Below are 19,831 nucleotides of genomic sequence, written 5' to 3'. Positions count from 1 at the left end.
CGGTCACCCGCAGCGCCGTACGTCGCGCTCACGCATGAGGCGTCGGTCCCCTCGGGGGCCGGCGCCTCCTCTGCTTGTCCAGCGCGTCGACGCCGAGCAGCACCGGGGCCGAGAGGACCGCGACGACCCAGCCGAGCAGCGGCGGGACGGCATGGCCGAGCACCACCGCGATCGGCGCCACCAGGAGGACGGCCAGGGAGAAGGCGAACTCGATGGCGGCGGCGGGGACGAGCAGCCGGTTGGTCGTCCAGCCGAGGGCGCCTGGCCAGCGACTGGAGCTGCGGCACGCGAACGCGTTGGCGGTCTGGGCGATCACCACGGTCATGAAGGCGGCGCCGGACGCCGACCGCAGCTCGTCGCCGGTGGGGAAGGCCTCCCCCGGTCGCCAGCCCAGAGCGGCGAGCGACACCAGGAACGCGAGCATCGTCAGCGCGGCCACCAGGGGCCCGAGCAGCCCGAACGCCCGCCGGAGCACGGTGCGGTTCATCAGCCGCCCGCGCACGGGCGGCCCCTCGAGCAGGTGCTGTGCCGGCGGCTCGGCGCCCAGCGCCACCGCCGACAGGGTGTCGGTGCCGAGGTCCAGGGCGATGATCTGCAGGACGCCCAACGCCAGCGGGAACTGGCCACCAGACAGCGCCCAGGCCAGGAACGGCGTGAGCTCGGCGACGTTGTCGGTGAGGTGGTAGGTCAGGAACCGGCGGATGTTCACGAACGTCGCGCGCCCCTGCTCGATGCCGACGACGATGCTCGCGAAGGAGTCGTCGAGCAGCACCAGGTCGGCGGCCTCGCGCGCGACGTCGGTGCCTGAGCGGCCCATGGCGATGCCGATGTCGGCCTCGTGCAGGGCGGGGCCGTCGTTCACGCCGTCCCCGGTCATCGCCACCACGTGGCCGCGTGATCGCAGGGCCCGGGCGATGCGCAGCTTGTCCTCCGGCGAGACCCGGGCGACGACCAGACCGTCGTGGTCGAGCAGGGCGGCGAGCTCGGTCTCGTCGGCCGGCAGGTCGTGGCCGTTCAGCACCGGAGCGTCCGGCAGCCGCAGCCCGACCTCGTCGGCGATCGCACGGGCGGTCGCCGGGTGGTCACCGGTCACCATCGCGACCTTGATCCCGGCCCGGCGGCAGGCGCTCAGCGCGTCGCGCACCTCCTCACGCGGGGGGTCCTCGAGCGCGACCAGGCCGAGGAGACGCAGTCCCCGCTCGCTCTCCTCGAGCGAGCGCGGCGCCGCGTCCGGTGGCGGGGCCTGCGCGATCGCCAGCACCCGCAGGCCGCGCGCGGTGAGAGCATCGAGGCGGGCGCGCGCCTCCTCGCCGTTCCCGCACAGCGGCAGCACCGCGTCCGGGGCACCCTTCACCACGACGCCGTCGTCGAGGACCACGGACATCCGGCGCAGGCGCGGGTCGAAGGGGAACCGCAGCCGCACGGGGTGCCCGCGACGGTCCTCGGCGGTGTCCACTCCGAGCCGGCGGGCGAACGTGTCGAGGGCCGCCTCCATCGGGTCGCCGTGCGCGCGCCAGGCTCCGTCCACGAGCTCGGCGAAGCCGGTGGCGCAGCGCTCCCCGGCCTGCGCCAACGCCGTGAACCAATCGCGATCGGCGTCCGGTGACCAGTCCAGCTCGGCCTCCGGTGCGTAGCCGTCACCGTGCACGCGCACGCTGCCCGAGGGCGACCACGCCTCGACGACCGCCATCTGGTTGCGGGTCAGCGTGCCGGTCTTGTCGGTGCAGATGAACGTGGTGGAGCCCAGCGTCTCCACCGCCTCCAGCTTGCGGACCAGGATCTGGCGCTTCGACATCTGCTCGGCACCCCAGGCCAGGGAGAGGGTGACCGTCGGCAGCAGCGCCTCGGGGACCAGCGCGACGGTGACGCCGATCGCGAAGACGAAGCCGTCCTGGAGGTCGTTGCCGATGAGCAGGGAGACGAGCAGGAACGCGGAGCCGACTCCGACCGCAAGGGCGCTGATCAGCCGGACGACGCCCTTGAGGCCCCGGGTGAGCGGCGTGACTGGCTTGGTGGAGGCCGTGGTCAGCTTGGCGATGCCGGCCAGCCGGGTGTCCTGGCCGGTGGCGATCACCAGCGCCCGGGCGTCGCCCTCGACGACGAAGGTGCCGGCGTGGACCCGGTCGCCGTCGTCGAGCGCCGCGGGCACGCTCTCGCCGGTGAGCAGGGAGGAGTCCACCAGCAGCCGGTTGGCGTGAGTCAGCACGGCGTCGGCGGGCACGCGGTCTCCGCCCTCGAGCAGCAGCACGTCGCCGGTGACGACCTCCTCCGCCTCGATCACCTGCACGCGTCCGTCGCGCCACACCGACACCCGGGTGGGCAGCATCTCGCGCAGCCGGTCCGCGGCCCGCTCGGCGCGTGCCTGCTGGGCGAAGGCGAAGAGCGCGTTCAGCAGGATCACCGCGACGATCGCGACGCTGAGCGCCGGGAGATCGGCCAGCACGGCCAGGCCACTGGCCACCCAGAGCATCAGTGCGAAGAAGTGGGTGAGCTCCTCACCGAGGCGTCTGAGGGCCGAGGGACGCCGGGGAGCGGGAAGGCGGTTGGGTCCGCGGTCGGCCAGTCGGGCGGCGGCCTCGGTCGTGCTCAAGCCTTCGGTGTGCAGGGTGGTCATGCTCGTGCTCCTCCACCCTTCAGCGTGCGTCCGGCGCCGTCCTCCGCGTGAGGGCCGTTGGTCACTTGCTCGCCGTACGACCCGGCGATGAGTTCTTGGCGTCGCCGGAGTCGACATGGCCATGACCTCGACTCAACCTGCCCAGCCCACGAAGGGGCCCACGAAGGGGCCCGCGAGGGGGCCTGTGAAGGGGCCCGCGTCCTACTTCCCCTCCATCGAGAGGACCTACGGCCAGCCCATCAGCCACTGGAAGCAGCTCATCCGGGACTCGGACCTCGCTCGGCACGGTGAGCTCGTCGCGTGGCTCAAGACCGAGCACGGTCTGGGCCACGGCCACGCCAACGCCCTCGTGGCGCACACCCTGAGAGAGGACCAGGACCGATGACCACCACGCTCAACCCCTACCTCAGCTTCCCCGGCACGGCGCGGGAGGCGATGACGCTCTATCAGCAGGTGCTGGGCGGCACCCTCGAGATGAACACGTTCGGGGAGTACGGCGCCGCCGACCAGCCGTTCGCCGACCAGATCATGCACGCGACGCTCGAGACGCCGGACGGGCTCACCCTGATGGGCTCGGACATGCCGCCCGGTGAGGAGTGCCGGCGCGGGAACACCATGTCCGTGAGCCTGAGCGGCGACGATGCCGAGCGGCTCCGGGGCTGGTGGGCCGGTCTGAGCGAGGGCGGCACCGTCACGGCGCCGCTGGAGAAGCAGATGTGGGGCGACGAGTTCGGGATGTGCGCGGATCGCTTCGGCGTCACGTGGATGGTCAACATCTCCGGGGACGCGCCCGAGTAGCCACTCGGCGCGCGCCGTACGGGCGCCGCGGCCGCGCGCCGTACTGACCACACGAAACCCGCACTTCCCACGTGTTCCTTCGTGTGGGAAGTGCGCGTTTCACACGTTAACTCGTGAAACGAGAGGCGGCTGTGACCCCTGTGACCACCCTCAGCCGACGGCGGCGAGCATCCGCGGGGCAGGCGCCTTGTCGAGCGACATCCGGTAGAGCTTGGCGAGCTGGGCCGGCGCCGTCGCCGGGGTGAGCTCGGCGAGCCAGCCGTTGGGCAGCGAGAGCCGGAGCACCTTGTGCCAGGCCGAGGCGACCTGCTGGGGCAGCGGGGCGGAGTGGTAGCGCAGGCCGTAGCGGTCGAAGAGATCCTTCACCCGCGGGGCGATCTCGCCGTACCGGTTGCTGGGCAGGTCGGGGAAGAGGTGGTGCTCGATCTGGTGGGACAGGTTGCCGGTGAGGATGTGCAGCAGCGGTGGGCCGGAGACGTTGGCCGAGCCGAGCATCTGGCGCAGGTACCACTCGCCGCGGGTCTCGGACTCGTCGAGCTCGGGCTGCTCGAAGGTCTCGACGCCCTCGGGGAAGTGCCCGCACATGATCACCGAGTGCGACCAGACGTTGCGGATCAGGTTGGCCGTGGCGTTGGCGGCCAGCGTCGAGCGCCAGCCGGGGCCGGACAGCGCCGGGTGGATGACGTAGTCCTTGGTGACCTGCTTGCCGATCTTGCGCAGCGCCTGCTTGATCCGGCCCTTGAGCACCGGCGTCATGCCCTTGCCCTCGCGCAGGTGCTCGCCGAACTCGATGTCATACATCGCGATGCCGTACTCGAAGATGCAGGCGTTGACGAAGTTCCACAGCGGCTGGACGAGGAAGCGCGGCCGCCACGGCTGGTCCTCGTCGACGCGCATGATGCCGTAGCCGAGGTCGTTGTCCTGGCCGAGGATGTTCGTGTAGGTGTGGTGCACCTCGTTGTGCGCGCGCTTCCACTGCTCGGGCGGGGAGGCGTGGTCCCAGTCCCAGGTGGTCGAGTGGATCTTGGGGTCGCGCATCCAGTCCCACTGCCCGTGCAGGACGTTGTGGCCGATCTCCATGTTGTCGAGGATCTTGGCCAGCGCGAGCGCGCCGGTGCCGATCACCCACGCCGGGCGGTAGCGGCCGGCCAGCAGGAGCACGCGGCTGCCGAGCTCCAGCTTGCGCTGCACGTCGATGACCCGACGGATGTACGCCGCGTCGCGCTCGCCGCGCGAGTCCAGGACGTCCTGGCGGATCGCGTCGAGCTCACGTCCGAGCTGCTCGATGTCGTCGGCGCTCAGGTGTGACACCTGGCTGTCGGGCTTCCGCTGCAGTGCGGTCATGGGGCTCCTCGGGAATCGGGCGCGGGGGCGCGTCGGTTCGGTACCCCGTTGGGTGGGGGTGGCAAACCGGCCCCGCACTTCGGCAAGTGTCCCCGACGCGGACAAGGCGGACATGACCTTTGCGCGCAAAACCTCGCCGCCCCCTTGTTCGCCCGTGAGTGTTCGCCCGTGAGCATCGGGACGGTCGACCCTGGCGGAAGGAGCAGGCAGCGAGGAGGGTGGGGGCATGTTCAAGATGGCCAACTGGGGCGCCACGTTAGGCGAGAGCATCGAGACCCTGCCCGGCGACGAGCTGGTCGAGGTCGCGCGCTATCGCGCCACCCATGCGATCAGCATCGACGCGCCACCCGAGGTGGTGTGGGCGTGGCTGGTGCAGATCGGCCAGGGGCGCGGGGGCATGTACTCCTACGACTGGCTGGAGAACCTGGTCGGCCTCGACATGCACAGCGCCGACGCGATCGTGCCCGAGCTGCAGACGCTGGCCGTCGGTGATCGGGTGCGCCTGGTGCCCGAGGGCACGGAGCCGGACCTCGCGTTCGTCGTCGACCGTCTCGAGGCGCCGCACCTGCTGGTGCTCGGGCCGGAGGGGTCCCACGCAGAGGCGCTGGCCGCGGGCCTGCCCTATCCGGCGTGGACGTTCCTGATCCGGCCGGCGGAGGTGGGCAGCCGGCTCGTGGTCCGCTTCCGCTGCGACTTCCGGCCGACAGTGATGGGCTACGCGACCAACAAGTGGGCGCTGGAGCCGATCCACCTGCTGATGGAGCGCAAGATGCTGCGCGGGATCAAGGAGCGCGCCGAGCGGCAGATGGGCGGGTAGGTCAGCGGGGAGCCCCGCTGAACGACCCGCTGAACGCCGGCAGTCGACGCAGCAGCTTGCCGATCTCGGCGACCCACAGCACGGTCGAGCCGACGGCGACGGCCGTGAGCCACTGACCCGAGGTGAGGTCGGTGGTGGTGAGCAGCCCGTGCAGCACGTCCATCTCGACGAGCAGCACCAGCAGCACGATGACCACCAGCGTGGCGACGAACGACGACGCGTTCTCCAGCGTCTCGCGGCGGAAGACGCTGCGCTGCACGTGGCGCACGTTGAGCAGGTTGAAGACCTGGAAGAAGACGAACGTCGCGAACGCCATCGTGGCGGCGGTGCTCGCCTCGCCCATCTGGGGCTCGGGTCCGGGACCCCACTGCAGCACCGCGAGCGTCCCGAGCGACATCACCGCGCTCGAGACCAGGATCGGCAGCAGCCGGGCGGCGCTCAGGATCCGCTCGTGGGCGGGGCGCGGCGCGCGGGTCATCGCGTCCTCGCTGACCGGGTCGACGCCGAGCGACATCGCGGGCGGGCCGTCCATCACGAGGTTGACGAACAGGATCTGCAGCGCGGTGAACGGCGCACCTCCCGCGAGCCCGGTCAGTGAGGCGACCAGGAAGGTCAGCACGAACCCGATCGCGGTCGAGACCTGGAACATCGTGAACTTCACGATGTTGTCGTAGATTCCCCGACCCTCGCGCACCGCGCGGACGATCGTCGAGAAGTCGTCGTCGGTCAGCACCATCGTGGAGGCCTCCTTGGTGACCTCCGTGCCGGTGATGCCCATCGCCACCCCGATGTCGGCGCGGCGCAGGGCCGGGGCGTCGTTCACCCCGTCGCCGGTCATCGCCACCACGTCGCCGCGCTCCTGCAGCGCCCGGACCAGCCGGATCTTGTGCTCGGGGGAGACCCGGGCGACCACCCCGACGTCGTCGAGCCAGGCGCCGAGCTCCTCCTCGGGCACCCGGTCGAGGTCGGCGCCGGTCACGGCGCGACCGGGGATGCCCAGCTCGCCGGCGATCGCTCCCGCGGTCACCGCGTGGTCGCCGGTGATCATCCGGACCTGGATGCCCGCGTCGTGGCACTCCGCGATCGCGGCCCGGACCTCGGGGCGGGGCGGGTCGACGATCCCGACGAGCGCCACCAGCTGGAGCCGGTCGAGCATCGTCTTGGGGTCGTCCGGCGCCGGGGCGGAGCCGAGGCCCTCGGCCGGGAAGTCCTCAGCCGGGAAGTCCTCGATGCCGACCGCGATCACGCGCAGTCCCTGGGCCGCGAGCTCGTCGTTCTGCTCGGCGATCCGGGCCCGGTCGGCGTCGGTGAGGGGTACGACGCCAGCCGGGCCGACGTAGGAGTCGGCGCGGCTCAGCAGCACGTCGGGGGCCCCCTTGACGAAGCACCGCACGATGGCGGAGCCGTCCTCACCCGTCCACTCGTGGAAGGTCGCCATGAACTTGTGTGCGGAGTCGAAGGGCACCTCGAGCACCCGCGGGCGCGCCTGCCGGATCGCCGCGACGTCGTACCCGGCCTTCTCGGCGAGCACCACCAGGGCGCCCTCGGTGGGGTCGCCGACGACGGCGTCGTCCTGGAGGGCCGCGTCCGTGCACAGCGCCAGCGCGAGGACGGCGTCGTCGAGCGTCGCGGGCAGCGGGTCGCCGTCGGTCGAGCGGACCCGGCCCTCGGTCGAGTAGCCCTCCCCGGAGACCGTGAAGCGGCGCCCCGCGTGCAGGACCACCCGGGCCGTCATCTGGTTGAGCGTCAGGGTCCCGGTCTTGTCGGTGCAGATCTGGGAGGTGCTGCCGAGCGTCTCGACCGAGGCGAGCCGCTTCACGATCGCGCCGCGCTTGGCCATCCGGCCGGTGCCCATGGCCAGGGTGAAGGCGACCACGGCCGGGAGGCCCTCGGGGATCGCGGCGACGGCGAGCGAGACGGCGGTGACGAAGAGGTCGCCGAAGTCCTGCCCGCGGGCCAGGCCCAGGCCGAGCACGACGACGATCACCACGCCGGAGACCACCGCGAGGGTGCGGCTGAGGCCGTCGATCTGGCGCTGCAGGGGTGTCGCTCCGGGCTCGGCGCCGTGCAGCAGGTCGGCGATCCGTCCGGTCTCGGTCGCCATCCCGGTCGCGGTCACCACCGCCTCGCCCCGCCCGCGGGTGACCGAGGTGTTGAGGAACAGGCTGTCGATCCGGTCGCCCAGCGGGGCGTCCGGGGCCACGACCGCGTTGGCCTCCTTGCTGACCGGCTGGGCCTCCCCGGTGAGTCCGGACTCCTGCACCTCGAGCGAGACCGCCTCGAGCAGCCGCGCGTCGGCAGGCACCCGGTCGCCGGCCTCGACCGCGATCACGTCGCCGGGGACGAGCTCGGTCGAGGGCACGCTCACCAGCCGGCCGTCGCGTCGTACCCGGGCGGTCGTCACGACCATGTCGCGCAGCGCGGCCAGCGAGGCCTCGGCGCGGGCCTCCTGGACGAAGCCGATCGTGGCGTTGAGCAGCACGACCACGGCGATCGCGATCGGCGTCTTGATCTCCTGGGTGACCACCAGGCTGACGACGGCCGCTATGAGCAGGATGATGATCAGCAGGTCCTGGAACTGGCGCAGGAACGCCCGCCACCGCGGCTCGCGCGGCGCCTCGTCGAGCTGGTTGGGACCGTGCTCGGCGAGCCGGCGCTCGGCCTCCTCGCTGGTGAGCCCCAGGGGAGTGTCGTGCGAGGTCGCTGACCGCATGGCTCCAGTCTGCTCCTGTGACCGAGGTCGCGGAGGGTCGCAGGGGGTCGAAGGGGGCCTTCTCCCTCGCAGGTACCGACTTCCTGGCCTCAGGTACCGCGCGCAGCCGGACGGCGCGGACCACGTGCCGGAAGGGTCGACGATGGGACCGTGAACGCCTCGCCCCGCCCCCTCCTGTCCGCCCTGACCGTCATGGCGGCCGTCGTGGGCGCCAGCCTGCTGCTCGGAGGCCTGACCTCGTGGGCGCAGGGTCTGCTGCCGGACGCGCTGGCGTCGTTCGCCAACTCGCCGTCCGGGTGGACGGCGCTGACCGCCCTGCTCGTCGCCGCGGCGCGGCCCTCGCCGGCCTGGGGCGCGGCCCTCGGGATGGCCTCGTTCGTCGCCCTGGTGCTGGGCTACACGGTCGCCTCGCAGCTGCGCGGGCTCGCCTACGACCCGGTGTTCTGGGGTGTGGTCGGAGTCATCGCCGGCCCGTTCGTCGGCGCCGCAGCCGCCGCGATCGTGGGCGGCCGTGCCCTCCACGCCGCGCTGGGGGCGGGCGCGCTCGCGGGTGTGCTGGTCGCGGACGGGATCTACGGCCTGACCGTCGTCGGCTCCACGACCAGCCCGGTCTACTGGATCCTGTGCCTGGTGGCCGGCGCCGTCCTGGTCGGGGTCACGGCTCTGCGCCTGCGCACCCCTGCTGCGGCGGCGGGGGTCGTTGTCTGCACCGCGGCGGCCACCGGTGTCCTGAGCCTGGGGTACGACGTGCTCAACGCGGTGTCCTGACCCTGCAGCGCCACGTTCCCGCACCGCCCGGGAGCCGATAGGGCAGGCTGATCCCATGTACTTCGTGGGCGTGGACCTCGCATGGGGGGAGAAGCGGCCCACCGGGGTGGCCGTGCTGGACGACGGCGGCGAGCTGGTGCACCTCTCGGCGCAGGGTCCCGACGACGCGATCGCGGCCGTGCTCGCGCCGTACGTCGGGGACGCCTGCCTGGTGGCGATGGACGCGCCGCTGGTGGTCACCAACCCCACCGGCAACCGGCCGGCCGAGGCGGCGCTCAACCGCGACTTCGCCCGCTTCGACGCCGGCGCCCACCCGGTCAACACCGGCAAGCCGGAGCTGAGCGGCCAACCACGCGGCGCCCGCCTCGCCGAGCTGCTGGATCTCGACATGGACCCCGACTCCACCTCGCCCCGCCGCGCGATCGAGGTCTATCCCCACCCGGCGACGGTCGCGCTGTTCCGGCTGGGCCGGACGCTGAAGTACAAGAACAAGCCCGGACGCCCCTTCGCCCAGCTGCGCGACGAGCTGCTCCGGCTGATGGACCTGCTCGCCGACCTCGGTGACGCCGAGGTCCCGTTGCGGCTCGGGGAGCGCTGGAGCCAGCTGCGGGCGACCGTCGCCGACGCCGAGCGCAAGGCCGACCTGCGGCGCGCGGAGGACCAGGTCGACGCGGTCGTGTGCGCCTACGTCGCCCAGTTCGCCGACCGGCTGCCCGCGGGCGTCACGACGTACGGCGACTATGCGACCGGCTACATCGTCACGCCGACCCTGCCCGAGGGGCACCGGCCCACCAAGCGCGAGCCGCGGGTCGTGGCGCTGTCCCCCGAGGAGGTCGCCCGGCGGGCCGTGAAGACCTACGCCGCGCTGCGCCCGCAGCTGCTCGAGGCCACCGACCGCTACGTCGCGCTGGTCACCACGCTGCTCGACGACGCCGGCATCAACTACCTGTCCGTGGACGGGCGGACCAAGAGCGTGGCGTCGTTCGCCGCCAAGGCCGAGCGCATGCTCGAGGGGGAGCGGGTCTATCCCGACCCGCTGAGCCAGATCGCCGACCAGATCGGCGTCCGGGTGATCGCCTACCTGCAGAGCGACGTGGCCGCCGTCGCCGAGCTGCTCTCCGACCAGCTCAGCATCCTCGACGACCGCGACATGGGACAGGAGACGGCCAACGAGGGCCGCTTCGGCTACGCCAGCCGGCACATGCTGGTCAGCCTCGACCCGGTCCGCCCCACTCCGGCGAGCCTCGAGCCGCTGGTGGGTCGCGTCGCGTCGGTCCAGGTGCGCACGGTGCTGCAGCACGCATGGGCGGAGTTCGAGCACGACATCCGCTACAAGGGCTCGGTCCCGGCCGAGCACGCCCCCGACCTCGACCGGCGCTTCACGCTGGCCGCCGGCCTGCTGGAGCTGGCCGACCGCGAGTTCTCGATGATCCGCGACCGGCTCCAGGAGACGATGACCGACCAGCGTGGCGAGCCCGAGGACGCCGACGACCCGCGGATCAGCGCCCAGGACCTGGCGGCGTTCCTGGCCGGGAAGTACGCCGACGCGGGCTGGTCGCGCACCGACCACTACGCCTGGGTCTCGGGGCTGCTGCTGGAGCTGGGCATCACCTCGCTCGACGAGCTCGCCCACCTGCTCGCCGGGGTGGACAGCGCCTCGATCAACGAGCGGATGGCCTACCGCTATCCGCCTGGCGCCGTACGACGCCTCGACGACGCGCTGCTCGCGGCGTACGGCGACCGCTACGTGCACCTGCACGGCAACGCCCACCGGGTGTCGCTGCTGCAGGCGCGGCTGGACAAGCTGGCGGGGTAGCCACCGGCTCCGGCGAGCGGGCTGGACAACATCTTGTGACCCGCACCACTTCGTCCTAGGTTCGAGTCCTGCGCGGCCCCGGGTGGGTCGCCGACGAGGGAGGCGCGCGTGCGGGAGAGCTTCGACTACGTGATCGTGGGGGCGGGGAGCGCGGGTGCGGTCATCGCGGCCCGGCTGAGCGAGGACCCCCAGACCTCGGTGCTGCTGCTGGAGGCGGGCGGTCCGGCGGACGCCGATGAGATCTCGGTGCCGGCCGCGATGTCGGCGCTGTTCAAGACCAAGTGGGACTGGAACTACCAGACCTCCGAGCAGAAGCAGCTCGGCAGCCGGCGCGCCTACTGGCCGCGGATGAAGGCGCTGGGCGGCTGCTCGTCGATGAACGCGATGATCTACATCCGCGGCAACCGGCTGGACTACGACACCTGGCGCGACCAGCACGGCGCGAGCGGCTGGGGCTATGACGACGTGCTGCCCTACTTCATCCGCTCCGAGGGCAACCAGCGCCTGGGCGGCCCGTTCCACGGCCAGGACGGCCCGCTGCACGTCGAGGACCGGCGCTACACCCACCCGCTGACGCAGGCGTGGGTCGACTCGGCGGTCGCGAGCGGCTTCAAGCCGACCGACGACTTCAACGGCGCCGAGCAGGAGGGGGCCGGTCTCTACCAGGTCACCTGCCGCAAGGGCCGGCGCTGGTCGACGTCGAAGGCCTACCTCGAGCCGGCGATGGACCGCCCCAACCTCACCGTCCGCACCGGGGCGCTGGCCGAGAAGGTCGTGCTCGAGGGCGGGCGCGCGATGGGGGTGCAGTACCTCGTCGGCGCCGACACGCGTACGGCGTACGCCAACGCCGAGGTGGTGCTGAGCGGCGGCGCGGTCAACTCCCCGCAGCTGCTGATGCTCTCGGGCATCGGCCCGGGCGCGCACCTGCGCGACGTCGGGGTCGACGTGCTCCACGACCTGGCCGGCGTGGGGCAGAACCTGCACGACCACCCCGCCACCCCGCTGGTCTTCCACACCCGCGACACCACAGACCTGGCCGAGCACAACAACCTGGTGAACTTCCTGCGGGCCAAGGCCACGGGCACGGGGCCGCTGGTGTCCAACGTCGGGGAGGGCGGCGGCTTCTGGCGCAGCCGCTCCGACCTGCCCGCGCCGGACCTGCAGGTGCACATCGCGCCGAGCGGCTTCTGGGACCACGGCATGCACGAGCCGACCACGCGCAAGGTGACCGTGGCGGCCACCCTCGTCCACGTCCAAAGCCGGGGCCAGCTGCGGCTGCGCTCGACCGACCCGCGCTGGCACCCCGACATCGACCCGGCCTACTTCGACGACCAGGCCGACCTCGACGCGATGGTCAGCGGCGTGCGCCGGCTGCTGGAGACCACCGGCACCGGGCCGCTCGCCCGGCTGATCGAGGGTCCCTTCATGCCCGCCCAGCGCGACCCCAGCGACACCGAGATCATCGAGCACCTGCGCCGTGAGACGCAGACGCTCTACCACCCCGTCGGGACCTGCGCGATGGGCACCGGCGACGACGCGGTCGTCGACCCCGAGCTGCGCGTGCGCGGCGTCGAGGGCCTCCGGGTCGCCGACGCCAGCGTGATGCCAATGGTCCCGCGCGGCAACACCAACGCTCCCACGATCATGATCGGCGAGAAGGCCGCGGACCTGCTCCGCGGCCGCGCCGGGAAGGCCTCCTGATGCCCGAAGCAGTGACGAACGCCCCCACCACCCCGTCGACCGACAAGCTCGAGTCGCTCAACCCGGCCACCGGCGACGTCGTCGGGATCCACGCCGTCGACGACGAGGCGGCGGTCCACGCCGCCGTCGCCCGGGCCCGCGAGGCAGCGCGCTGGTGGCGCGGGATCGGCTTCGACGGCCGCAAGGAGGTGCTCGGCCAGTGGCGCTCGGTCATCACCCGGCGGATGGCGCAGCTCGCGGACGTCGTCCACCAGGAGACCGGCAAGCCGCACGGCGACGCCGCCCTCGAGATCGGCCTGGCCATCGACCACCTCGCGTGGGTCGGCTCGCACGCCGAGAAGGTGCTCGGCCGCAAGCGCGTCTCCCCGGGGCTGCTGATGGCCAACCAGGCGGCGACGGTGGAGTACCTCCCCCTCGGCGTCGTCGGCGTCATCGGGCCCTGGAACTACCCCGTCTTCACGCCGATGGGCTCGATCGCCTACGCGCTGGCCGCGGGCAACACCGTCGTCTTCAAGCCCAGCGAGCTCACCCCCGGCGTCGGCGTCTGGCTGGCCGACAGCCTCGCCGAGGTCGTCCCCGACCGGGCGCTGCTGCAGACGATCATCGGGTACGGCGCGACGGGCGCGGCGCTGTGCCGCTCCGACATCGACAAGCTCGCCTTCACCGGCTCGACCGCGACCGGCAAGAAGGTGATGGCGGCCTGTGCGGAGCAGCTCACCCCGGTGCTCATCGAGGCCGGCGGCAAGGACGCGCTGCTCGTCGACGAGGACGCCGATGTCGCGGCGGCTGCCGACGCGGCGGCGTGGGGCGCCTTCTCCAACGCGGGCCAGACCTGCATCGGCGTGGAGCGGGTCTATGTCCACGAGAAGGTCTACGACGAGTTCCTCGGCGAGCTGACCCGCCGGGCCGGCGAGATCCACTCCGGCACCGATGTCGAGGCGAAGTTCGGCCCGATGACGATGCCCAGCCAGGTCGAGGTCGTCCGCAGCCACGTCGAGGACGCGCTGGCCAAGGGTGCGCGGGCGCTGGTCGGCGGCGCCGGCGCCGTCGGGGACCGCTTCATCCAGCCCACCGTGCTGGTCGACGTGCCGGAGGACTCGCTCGCGATCACCGAGGAGACGTTCGGCCCGACGGTCGCGGTCAACAAGGTGTCGAGCATGGACGAGGCGGTGCGGCTCACCAACGCCGGCCGCTACGGCCTGGGCTCGACCGTCTTCTCCGCCAAGCGCGGCGACGAGCTGGCCCGCAAGCTGCGCTCGGGGATGACCGCGGTCAACTCCGTGATCTCCTTCGCCGGCATCCCCGGCCTGCCCTTCGGCGGCGTCGGCGACTCGGGCTTCGGCCGGATCCACGGTCCCGACGGGCTCAAGGAGTTCACCTATGCCAAGGCCGTCGCCCGCCAGCGGATGAAGCCGGTGATGAACCTGACCACCTTCGACCGCACCGCCAAGGTCGACCAGACCTTCATCACGATCATCACGGCCCTGCACGGTCGCGCCAGCCAGCTCCCCAAGCGGGCCCGCAACGCCGTGACCAGCCCCATCCGCCTCACCCGCAAGCGCTGACCCGGCGCAAGCGCACGCCGTACGGCGGTCGAGTCGGCGTGAATGCACGCTCAGGGCGTTGGTCGGCGCCCTGAAGGTGTGCACTTGCGCCGACTCGACCGCCTGGGGGTGTGCGTTCACGCCGACTCGGCGGGGAGGGTTTGGGCGCTGAGGCTGTTGACTTGCTCGGCTGCCACCCTGGCAGGGTGGCGGCATGACTGTGCCTCGCTCGCCCGGCCCCCGCTCGTCCGGCCCTGGATCGTCCGGCCCCCTCTCGCCGTTCGCGCTCTTCGACATCGACTCGCTGCTGAGCGAGGAGGAGGTCGCGATCCGTGACACCGTGCGGCGCTACGTCGACGAGCGGCTGCGGCCCCAGCTGGCCGGGTGGTACGAGTCGGCGACGATCCCGGCCCGCGAGCTCGCGCGGGAGCTGGGCGAGCTGGGGGTGCTGGGCATGCACCTGGAGGGCTACGGTTGCGCGGGCACCAGCGCCACGGCGTACGGCCTGGCCTGCCTGGAGCTCGAGGCAGGCGACTCCGGGATCCGCTCGCTGGTCTCGGTGCAGGGGTCGCTGGCGATGTTCGCGATCTGGAAGCACGGCAGTGAGGAGCACAAGCAGGAGTGGCTGCCGCGGATGGCGACCGGCGAGGCGATCGGGTGCTTCGGCCTCACCGAGCCCGACGCCGGCTCCGACCCCGGCGCGATGCGGACCCGGGCGCGCCGCGACGGCGACGACTGGATCCTCAACGGCTCGAAGATGTGGATCACGAACTCCTCGGTCGCCGATGTCGCCGTGGTCTGGGCGCGCACGGAGGAGACCGACGGCGGACGGGTGCGTGGCTTCGTCGTGCCGAGCGACACCCCCGGCTTCTCGGCGCCTGAGATCCACCGCAAGCTCTCGATGCGGGCGTCGGTGACCGGCGAGATCGTCCTCGACGACGTACGCCTCCCGGCATCGGCGATGCTCCCCGGAACTGCCGGGCTGTCGGGCCCGCTGTCGTGCCTCAACGAGGCCCGGTTCGGGATCGTCTTCGGGTCGCTCGGCGCTGCCCGCGACTGCTTGGACACGGCGCTGGCCTACAGCCGTGATCGGGAGATCTTCGGCCGCTCGCTGGCGAGCTTCCAGCTGACCCAGGCGAAGCTCGCCGACCTGAGCCTCGAGCTCGGCAAGGGCATGCTGCTCGCCCTGCACCTGGGCCGGCTCAAGGACGCCGGCGGCCTCGCGCCCGCGCAGGTGAGCCTCGGCAAGCTCAACAACGTGCGGGAGGCGATCGCGATCGCGCGCGAGTGCCGGGCGATCCTCGGGGCTGCCGGGATCACGCTCGAGCACCCGGTGATGCGGCACGCGGGCAACCTCGAGTCGGTGCTGACCTACGAGGGCACCAGCGAGGTGCACCAGCTGATGATCGGCCAGGCGCTCACGGGGGAGTCGGCCTTCCGCTGATCACGTACGGCGGGCGCGGACCAGGAGGTACTCCCACTCCATGCCCCGCGGGGAGCCGGCGCCGAAGGCGTGGGCGAGGTCGGCCAGCCGCTCGTCGAGCTCGGCGACCTTCGCCGGGTCGTGCGTGATCGAGCGGTAGGTCACCATGGCCGGCCCCACGTTGGCCTTGAAGTAGTCGCGGAACTCCGCGCCGGAGTCGAAGCGAGAGGTCTGCACGGAGCGCGCCTCGGTCTCGAGTCGGGTGACCCGGTCACCGAAGAGCGCGCGCACATGGTCCTCCGTGCCCCACAGCGCGGGCGTGACAGGTCCCGTCTGCGGGGTCGCGACGATGGAGCGCAAGGCTTCGATCACCTGCCCGAAGAAACCCTGGGGGGTCCAGCTGGCGACACCGAGGGTGCCACCGGAACGGCACACCCGAGTCATCTCGTCGGCGGCGGCCTGGTGGTCGGTGGCGAAGATGACGCCCAGGCAGGACATCACGATGTCGAACTCGCCGTCCTCGAACGGCATCGCCTCCGCGTCCGCCGCCTTCCAGCGCACCCGCAGGCCGGCTCGCTCCGCGATCAGCCGGCCCGCGTCGAGCAGCTCGGGGGTCAGGTCGGACGCCGTCACATCGGCGCCGATGCGTGCTGCCGGGAGGGTCGCCGTGCCGGAGCCGGCCCCGATGTCGAGCACGCGGGACCCAGGTCGCACCCCGCAGAACTGCACCAGCGACTCACCCAGCTGGGGAAGGAACTGGGACGCGACGCCGGGGAAGTCGCCGAGCGACCACGCCGTGTGTCGCGCTCGCAGGTACTGGTCCGACTGGCGCTGGCTCACCGTGTCGTTCATCGCTGCTGAGTGCCCTCCCTCCCCAGGTGGCGTCAGTCCTCCGAGTGTGCGCCGGGGGGCTCACGTGGGGCAAGGGACCTTCGGCTCAGCCCCGGTCCGGTGTCTCTGGACGGAGCGACCCAACACGGAGCGCCCCTAGATGGAGCGCCCCTACACGGAGCGCTGGGCGAACTCCTGGGCGACCAGGGCTCCGAGCCGCGCGTTGTTGCGCACCAGCGCGATGTTGGCGGTCAGGCTGGCACCCCCGGTGATCTCGACGATCCGGCCCAGCAGGTAGGGCGTCGCGTCCTTGCCGCGGATGCCCAGCGCGTCCATGTCGCCCAGCGCCTGCGTGATGATCTCGCCGATCTCGTCGGCCGGGATCTCGTCGGCCACGGGGATCGGGTTGGCGACGACGACGCCGCCGGACAGGCCCAGGTGCCACTTGGCTGCCATCACCGCGGCGATCTCGGCGGGGCTGTCGACCCGCAGCGGGGCGGCATGACCGCTCCTGCGCGAGAAGAACGACGGGAACTCGTCGGTGCCGTTGACCAGGACCGGGACGCCGAAGGTCTCGAGCTTCTCGAGAGTCAGGCCGATGTCGAGGATCGACTTCACACCCGCGGAGATGACCGCGACGTTCGTCTGGCTGAGCTCGGTGAGATCGGCGCTGACGTCGAAGGACTGCGCGGCGCCGCGGTGGACGCCTCCGAGGCCGCCGGTGACGAAGGTCCGGATACCGGCGAGGGCGGCGAGGCGCATCGTCGAGGCGACGGTGGTGGCCCCGTGCAGGCCGCGCGCCACGACGTACGGCAGGTCGCGGACGCTCACCTTGAGCACGTGCTCGTCCGAGGCCAGCAGCTCGAGGGCATCCGCGTCGAGGCCGATGCGTGGCGTGCCGTGCAGGACGGCGATCGTGGCGGGCACGGCTCCGAGATCGCGGATGATCTGCTCGACCTCGACCGCCATCTCGACGTTCTGCGGGTAGGGCATGCCGTGGCTGATGATCGTGCTCTCCAAGGCCACCACCGGGGCGCCGTCACGCAGAGCCTCCTCCACCTCGGGGGTGAAGGTGAGCGCGGGGTGGAGGGTGGGGATCGTCATCGGGGGCTCCTGAGCGGGGTGGACGGCTGGGATGTGGCAAGGCTGGGGTCGTCGAGGCAGCGGGCGACGAGACGTGCGGTGAGATCAGGGCGCACGGTGTCCTGGCTCGCGATCGTGAGGGCCGCCGCGGCGTGCCCGAAGCGGGCCGCGTGCACGGGGTCGTCGCCCTCGAGGAGGGCGTGGCAGAACGCGGCGAGCCCGGAGTCTCCGGCGCCGGTCACGTCCACGACCTGCTCCGCGGGGACCGCGTCGAGGAACTCGTGGCCCTCCGGTCGGCTGAGCAGCGAGCCGCGGGAGCCGAGGCGGATCCAGGCGATCTGGACGCCGCGCTCGTGCAGCACCCGTGCCGCCGCCAGCAGCTCGTCGTCGGTCGACGTGGGGAGGTCGGTGAGTGCGGCCAGCTCGTCGCGGTTGGGAGTGGCGGCGTAGAGCGGCCGGTCGAGGCTCAGCAGCGGCGCCACCAGGCGCGCCTTCGGGCCGCTGACCGGGTCGAGGACGACGCGGGAGCCGGCCGCCGTCGCGAGGTCGAGGGCGTGGGTGAGCGTGGCGCGCGCCAGGTTGCCGTCGAGTACGACGAGTCCCGCCGAGGCGATCAGGTCCCGGGCCGCGTTGACCTGCTCGACGGGCAGCTGGTCGGTGGCGGCCATGTCGGCGACCGCGACGATCAGCTCGCCGTCGGCGTCGAGGAGGGCCGTGTAGGTGCCGGTAGCGCCCGGCCAGCGACGTACGTGCTCCACGTGGACGCCGGCGGCCGCCGTCGAGCTGAGCAGGGAGTCGCCGAGGGCGTCGCTGCCGACGGCCGCGACCAGGTGGGTGCGGGTGCCGAGGCGGGCGAGGTTCTCCGCGATGTTGCGCCCGACCCCGCCGGGAGCCATGGCGCCGGTGCCCGGGTTGGAGGTGCCGAGCACGGCGGTCGCGGTGCTGCGCGCCTTGACGTCGACGTTGGCCCCGCCGATGACCACGACGCCGGGCTGCTCGCTGAGGAGGTAGCCGCGCCCGAGGATCACGCCCTTCTTGCCCAGGTTGGACAGGTGCACGTTGACCGCGGTGCGGGTCATCCCGAGTGCCTCGGCGATGGCTCCCGACCCGATCATCGGCTGGTGGCGCAGCAGGGCCACGATCTCGCGCTCGCGGTCGGTGAGGTTCACGCTTACTACGCTAAGGCGGCCTTATCGCAATAAGCAAGAGGGTGTGACGGGTCAGTCAGGCATTGGCCTTCGCGAGCCGGCGGTGGATCTCCGCGAGGAGCTCGCGGACGGTGTCCGGCTGGTCGAAGCTGACGCGCAGCGAGGTGGTGCCGGCCGAGACCGAGACGATGTACGTCGTGACGCCGCGGATGGTCTCGTCCTCGAGGCTCACCCGGGTGATCTGGTCCCACGGGATCGTGGTCAGCCCGGCGAGGGTCCCGCCGGCGGTGGTGAGGTCGACCGCCGAGAAGCCGGCGTACGAGGTGACCGTGTAGGTGCTGAGCCGTCCGGCCGGGTCGAGCTTCCAGGGGAGGAAGGGGCTCGGGATGATCGACCCGATGACGGGAGGCGGGGAGGAGAGCATGCCCCGACTATCTCGCAGGAATGTCTGAACTCGGTGCCACTCACGCACCCGTCGGCGTGCCGAGGCGGTTACCGTCCCTCATGGACATCACCGCGGTGGACGAGCGCGACAGCTCCTGGGAGGACCACCGGCCCCGGTTCCGGGTCTACCTGCACAACTGCGGTGAGACCTCGACGGGCGGGTCCACCGCCACCTACGACATCACCGGCGCCGACGCGATCCAGGTCATCGACTGGGCGCAGCACCACGCCGGCACGGAGCTGACGTACGCCGTGGCGCTGGTGCGCTTCGACGTCGAGGCGGAGCAGCTGAACTCGGGCATGGGACGCGGGCTGGTCTGGCTGATCGGACGGGACGGCAACGACTCGACCGAGGACGACCCCGAGGGGCAGGAGGCCCAGCGGCGGATGCTGGCCCGGCGCCGGGAGCCGGTGGGCGTCCCTGCGGCCGATCGGGCTCGGGTCGACGCGCTGCACCGGCCGTCGGTGTGAGCCACGCCGCATGTCGCCCTCCGTCGGGGGTACCGATCGGGACAGGCCGCAACATCGCGGTCGGTCTTTGGAGGGAGCACGACATGCTGCGAGGAATCCTCGGACGAGTGCTGGGTGGCGGTGGCCGCAGGGGCGGTGCCGCGATGGGCACCCCCGGCATGGCAGGGGGCCGCTCGCGCGGCACGGCCGGCGGCAACGCCGAGATGGCCCGCGGAGCCAAGTCCCTGCTGCGCGGACTGTCGAAGAAGCGCGGCCGCTGAGCCACCACCCGTCCGGATCGCGAGGGGGTGAGAGGTAGCCTCACCCCCTCTCGGCC

The 19,831-nt window shown here is 72.1% G+C and carries 17 protein-coding genes; 10 read left to right on the top strand and 7 right to left on the bottom strand.

Annotated elements, in window-relative coordinates; genetic code table 11:
• Window positions 1-28: 28 nt before the first annotated feature.
• On the bottom strand, window positions 29-2,614 hold the full coding sequence (locus ACYU7L_RS04425) for a cation-translocating P-type ATPase (RefSeq protein ID WP_460794052.1): 2,586 nt from the start codon (window positions 2,612-2,614) through the stop codon (window positions 29-31).
• A gap of 184 nt (window positions 2,615-2,798) precedes the next feature.
• Between ACYU7L_RS04425 and ACYU7L_RS04420 the strand changes: the two genes are divergently transcribed.
• Window positions 2,799-2,999, top strand: coding sequence for a DUF4287 domain-containing protein (locus ACYU7L_RS04420; RefSeq protein ID WP_460794051.1), 201 nt, complete (start codon window positions 2,799-2,801; stop codon window positions 2,997-2,999).
• Window positions 2,996-3,412 (top strand): VOC family protein, encoded by a 417-nt coding sequence (locus ACYU7L_RS04415; protein ID WP_460794050.1) that lies wholly within the window; start codon window positions 2,996-2,998, stop codon window positions 3,410-3,412. The genes ACYU7L_RS04420 and ACYU7L_RS04415 overlap by 4 nt, the downstream gene beginning before the upstream one ends.
• 150 nt (window positions 3,413-3,562) lie before the next feature.
• Here ACYU7L_RS04415 and ACYU7L_RS04410 read toward each other — a convergent pair whose 3' ends face one another.
• Window positions 3,563-4,756: a fatty acid desaturase family protein gene (locus ACYU7L_RS04410; protein WP_460794049.1), complete on the bottom strand. Its 1,194-nt coding sequence runs from the start codon at window positions 4,754-4,756 to the stop codon at window positions 3,563-3,565.
• A 226-nt stretch (window positions 4,757-4,982) separates the two neighbouring features.
• Between ACYU7L_RS04410 and ACYU7L_RS04405 the strand changes: the two genes are divergently transcribed.
• Window positions 4,983-5,573, top strand: a complete 591-nt coding sequence (locus tag ACYU7L_RS04405) for a hypothetical protein (RefSeq protein ID WP_460794047.1) — start codon at window positions 4,983-4,985, stop codon at window positions 5,571-5,573.
• 1 nt (window position 5,574) lies between these two features.
• Here the strand turns inward: ACYU7L_RS04405 and ACYU7L_RS04400 are convergent, their stop codons facing one another.
• The gene (locus ACYU7L_RS04400; RefSeq protein WP_460794046.1) at window positions 5,575-8,286 is read right to left on the bottom strand and encodes a cation-translocating P-type ATPase; all 2,712 of its coding nucleotides are present in this window, start codon (window positions 8,284-8,286) and stop codon (window positions 5,575-5,577) included.
• A gap of 150 nt (window positions 8,287-8,436) precedes the next feature.
• Between ACYU7L_RS04400 and ACYU7L_RS04395 the strand changes: the two genes are divergently transcribed.
• The 5 genes from ACYU7L_RS04395 (at window position 8,437) to ACYU7L_RS04375 (ending at window position 15,559) form a co-directional block, all read left to right on the top strand.
• The gene (locus tag ACYU7L_RS04395) at window positions 8,437-9,054 is read left to right on the top strand and encodes a DUF6518 family protein (protein ID WP_460794044.1); all 618 of its coding nucleotides are present in this window, start codon (window positions 8,437-8,439) and stop codon (window positions 9,052-9,054) included.
• A gap of 55 nt (window positions 9,055-9,109) precedes the next feature.
• Window positions 9,110-10,870 (top strand): DUF429 domain-containing protein, encoded by a 1,761-nt coding sequence (locus tag ACYU7L_RS04390; protein WP_460794042.1) that lies wholly within the window; start codon window positions 9,110-9,112, stop codon window positions 10,868-10,870.
• 108 nt (window positions 10,871-10,978) lie between these two features.
• Entirely contained in the window at window positions 10,979-12,571 is a 1,593-nt protein-coding gene (locus tag ACYU7L_RS04385) for a GMC family oxidoreductase (protein WP_460794041.1), read from the top strand.
• A complete protein-coding gene (locus ACYU7L_RS04380) occupies window positions 12,571-14,136 on the top strand; it encodes an aldehyde dehydrogenase family protein (protein ID WP_460794040.1) in 1,566 nt (521 codons plus the stop codon). The genes ACYU7L_RS04385 and ACYU7L_RS04380 overlap by 1 nt, the downstream gene beginning before the upstream one ends.
• A 193-nt stretch (window positions 14,137-14,329) precedes the next feature.
• Complete coding sequence (locus ACYU7L_RS04375; protein WP_460794038.1) at window positions 14,330-15,559, top strand: acyl-CoA dehydrogenase family protein; 1,230 nt, start codon at window positions 14,330-14,332, stop codon at window positions 15,557-15,559.
• Here ACYU7L_RS04375 and ACYU7L_RS04370 read toward each other — a convergent pair whose 3' ends face one another.
• The 4 genes from ACYU7L_RS04370 to ACYU7L_RS04355 all read right to left on the bottom strand — a co-directional run bounded on the left by ACYU7L_RS04370 (window position 15,560) and on the right by ACYU7L_RS04355 (window position 19,024).
• Window positions 15,560-16,390, bottom strand: coding sequence for a class I SAM-dependent methyltransferase (locus ACYU7L_RS04370; protein WP_460794037.1), 831 nt, complete (start codon window positions 16,388-16,390; stop codon window positions 15,560-15,562).
• Between the two features lie 150 nt (window positions 16,391-16,540).
• A complete protein-coding gene (locus ACYU7L_RS04365) occupies window positions 16,541-17,473 on the bottom strand; it encodes a pseudouridine-5'-phosphate glycosidase (RefSeq protein WP_460794036.1) in 933 nt (310 codons plus the stop codon).
• Window positions 17,470-18,621 carry a carbohydrate kinase family protein gene (locus tag ACYU7L_RS04360; protein WP_460794035.1) on the bottom strand — a complete coding sequence of 384 codons (1,152 nt, stop codon included), beginning with the start codon at window positions 18,619-18,621 and terminating at the stop codon, window positions 17,470-17,472. Before ACYU7L_RS04360 ends, ACYU7L_RS04365 begins: the two co-directional genes overlap by 4 nt.
• Before the next feature lie 55 nt (window positions 18,622-18,676).
• Entirely contained in the window at window positions 18,677-19,024 is a 348-nt protein-coding gene (locus ACYU7L_RS04355; protein WP_460794033.1) for a hypothetical protein, read from the bottom strand.
• A gap of 80 nt (window positions 19,025-19,104) precedes the next feature.
• On the opposite strand from ACYU7L_RS04355, the gene ACYU7L_RS04350 reads away from it, so the two are divergent.
• Both ACYU7L_RS04350 and ACYU7L_RS04345 read left to right on the top strand, forming a co-directional pair.
• Window positions 19,105-19,515, top strand: a complete 411-nt coding sequence (locus tag ACYU7L_RS04350; RefSeq protein WP_460794031.1) for a hypothetical protein — start codon at window positions 19,105-19,107, stop codon at window positions 19,513-19,515.
• Window positions 19,516-19,598: 83 nt separating this feature from the next.
• Complete coding sequence (locus ACYU7L_RS04345) at window positions 19,599-19,775, top strand: hypothetical protein (RefSeq protein WP_460794030.1); 177 nt, start codon at window positions 19,599-19,601, stop codon at window positions 19,773-19,775.
• Window positions 19,776-19,831 lie beyond the last annotated feature (56 nt).

Source organism: Nocardioides pacificus (genome assembly GCF_054775955.1).
Note: the sequence above shows the minus strand (reverse complement) of the source record. Positions and strands in the feature narration are given on the sequence as shown.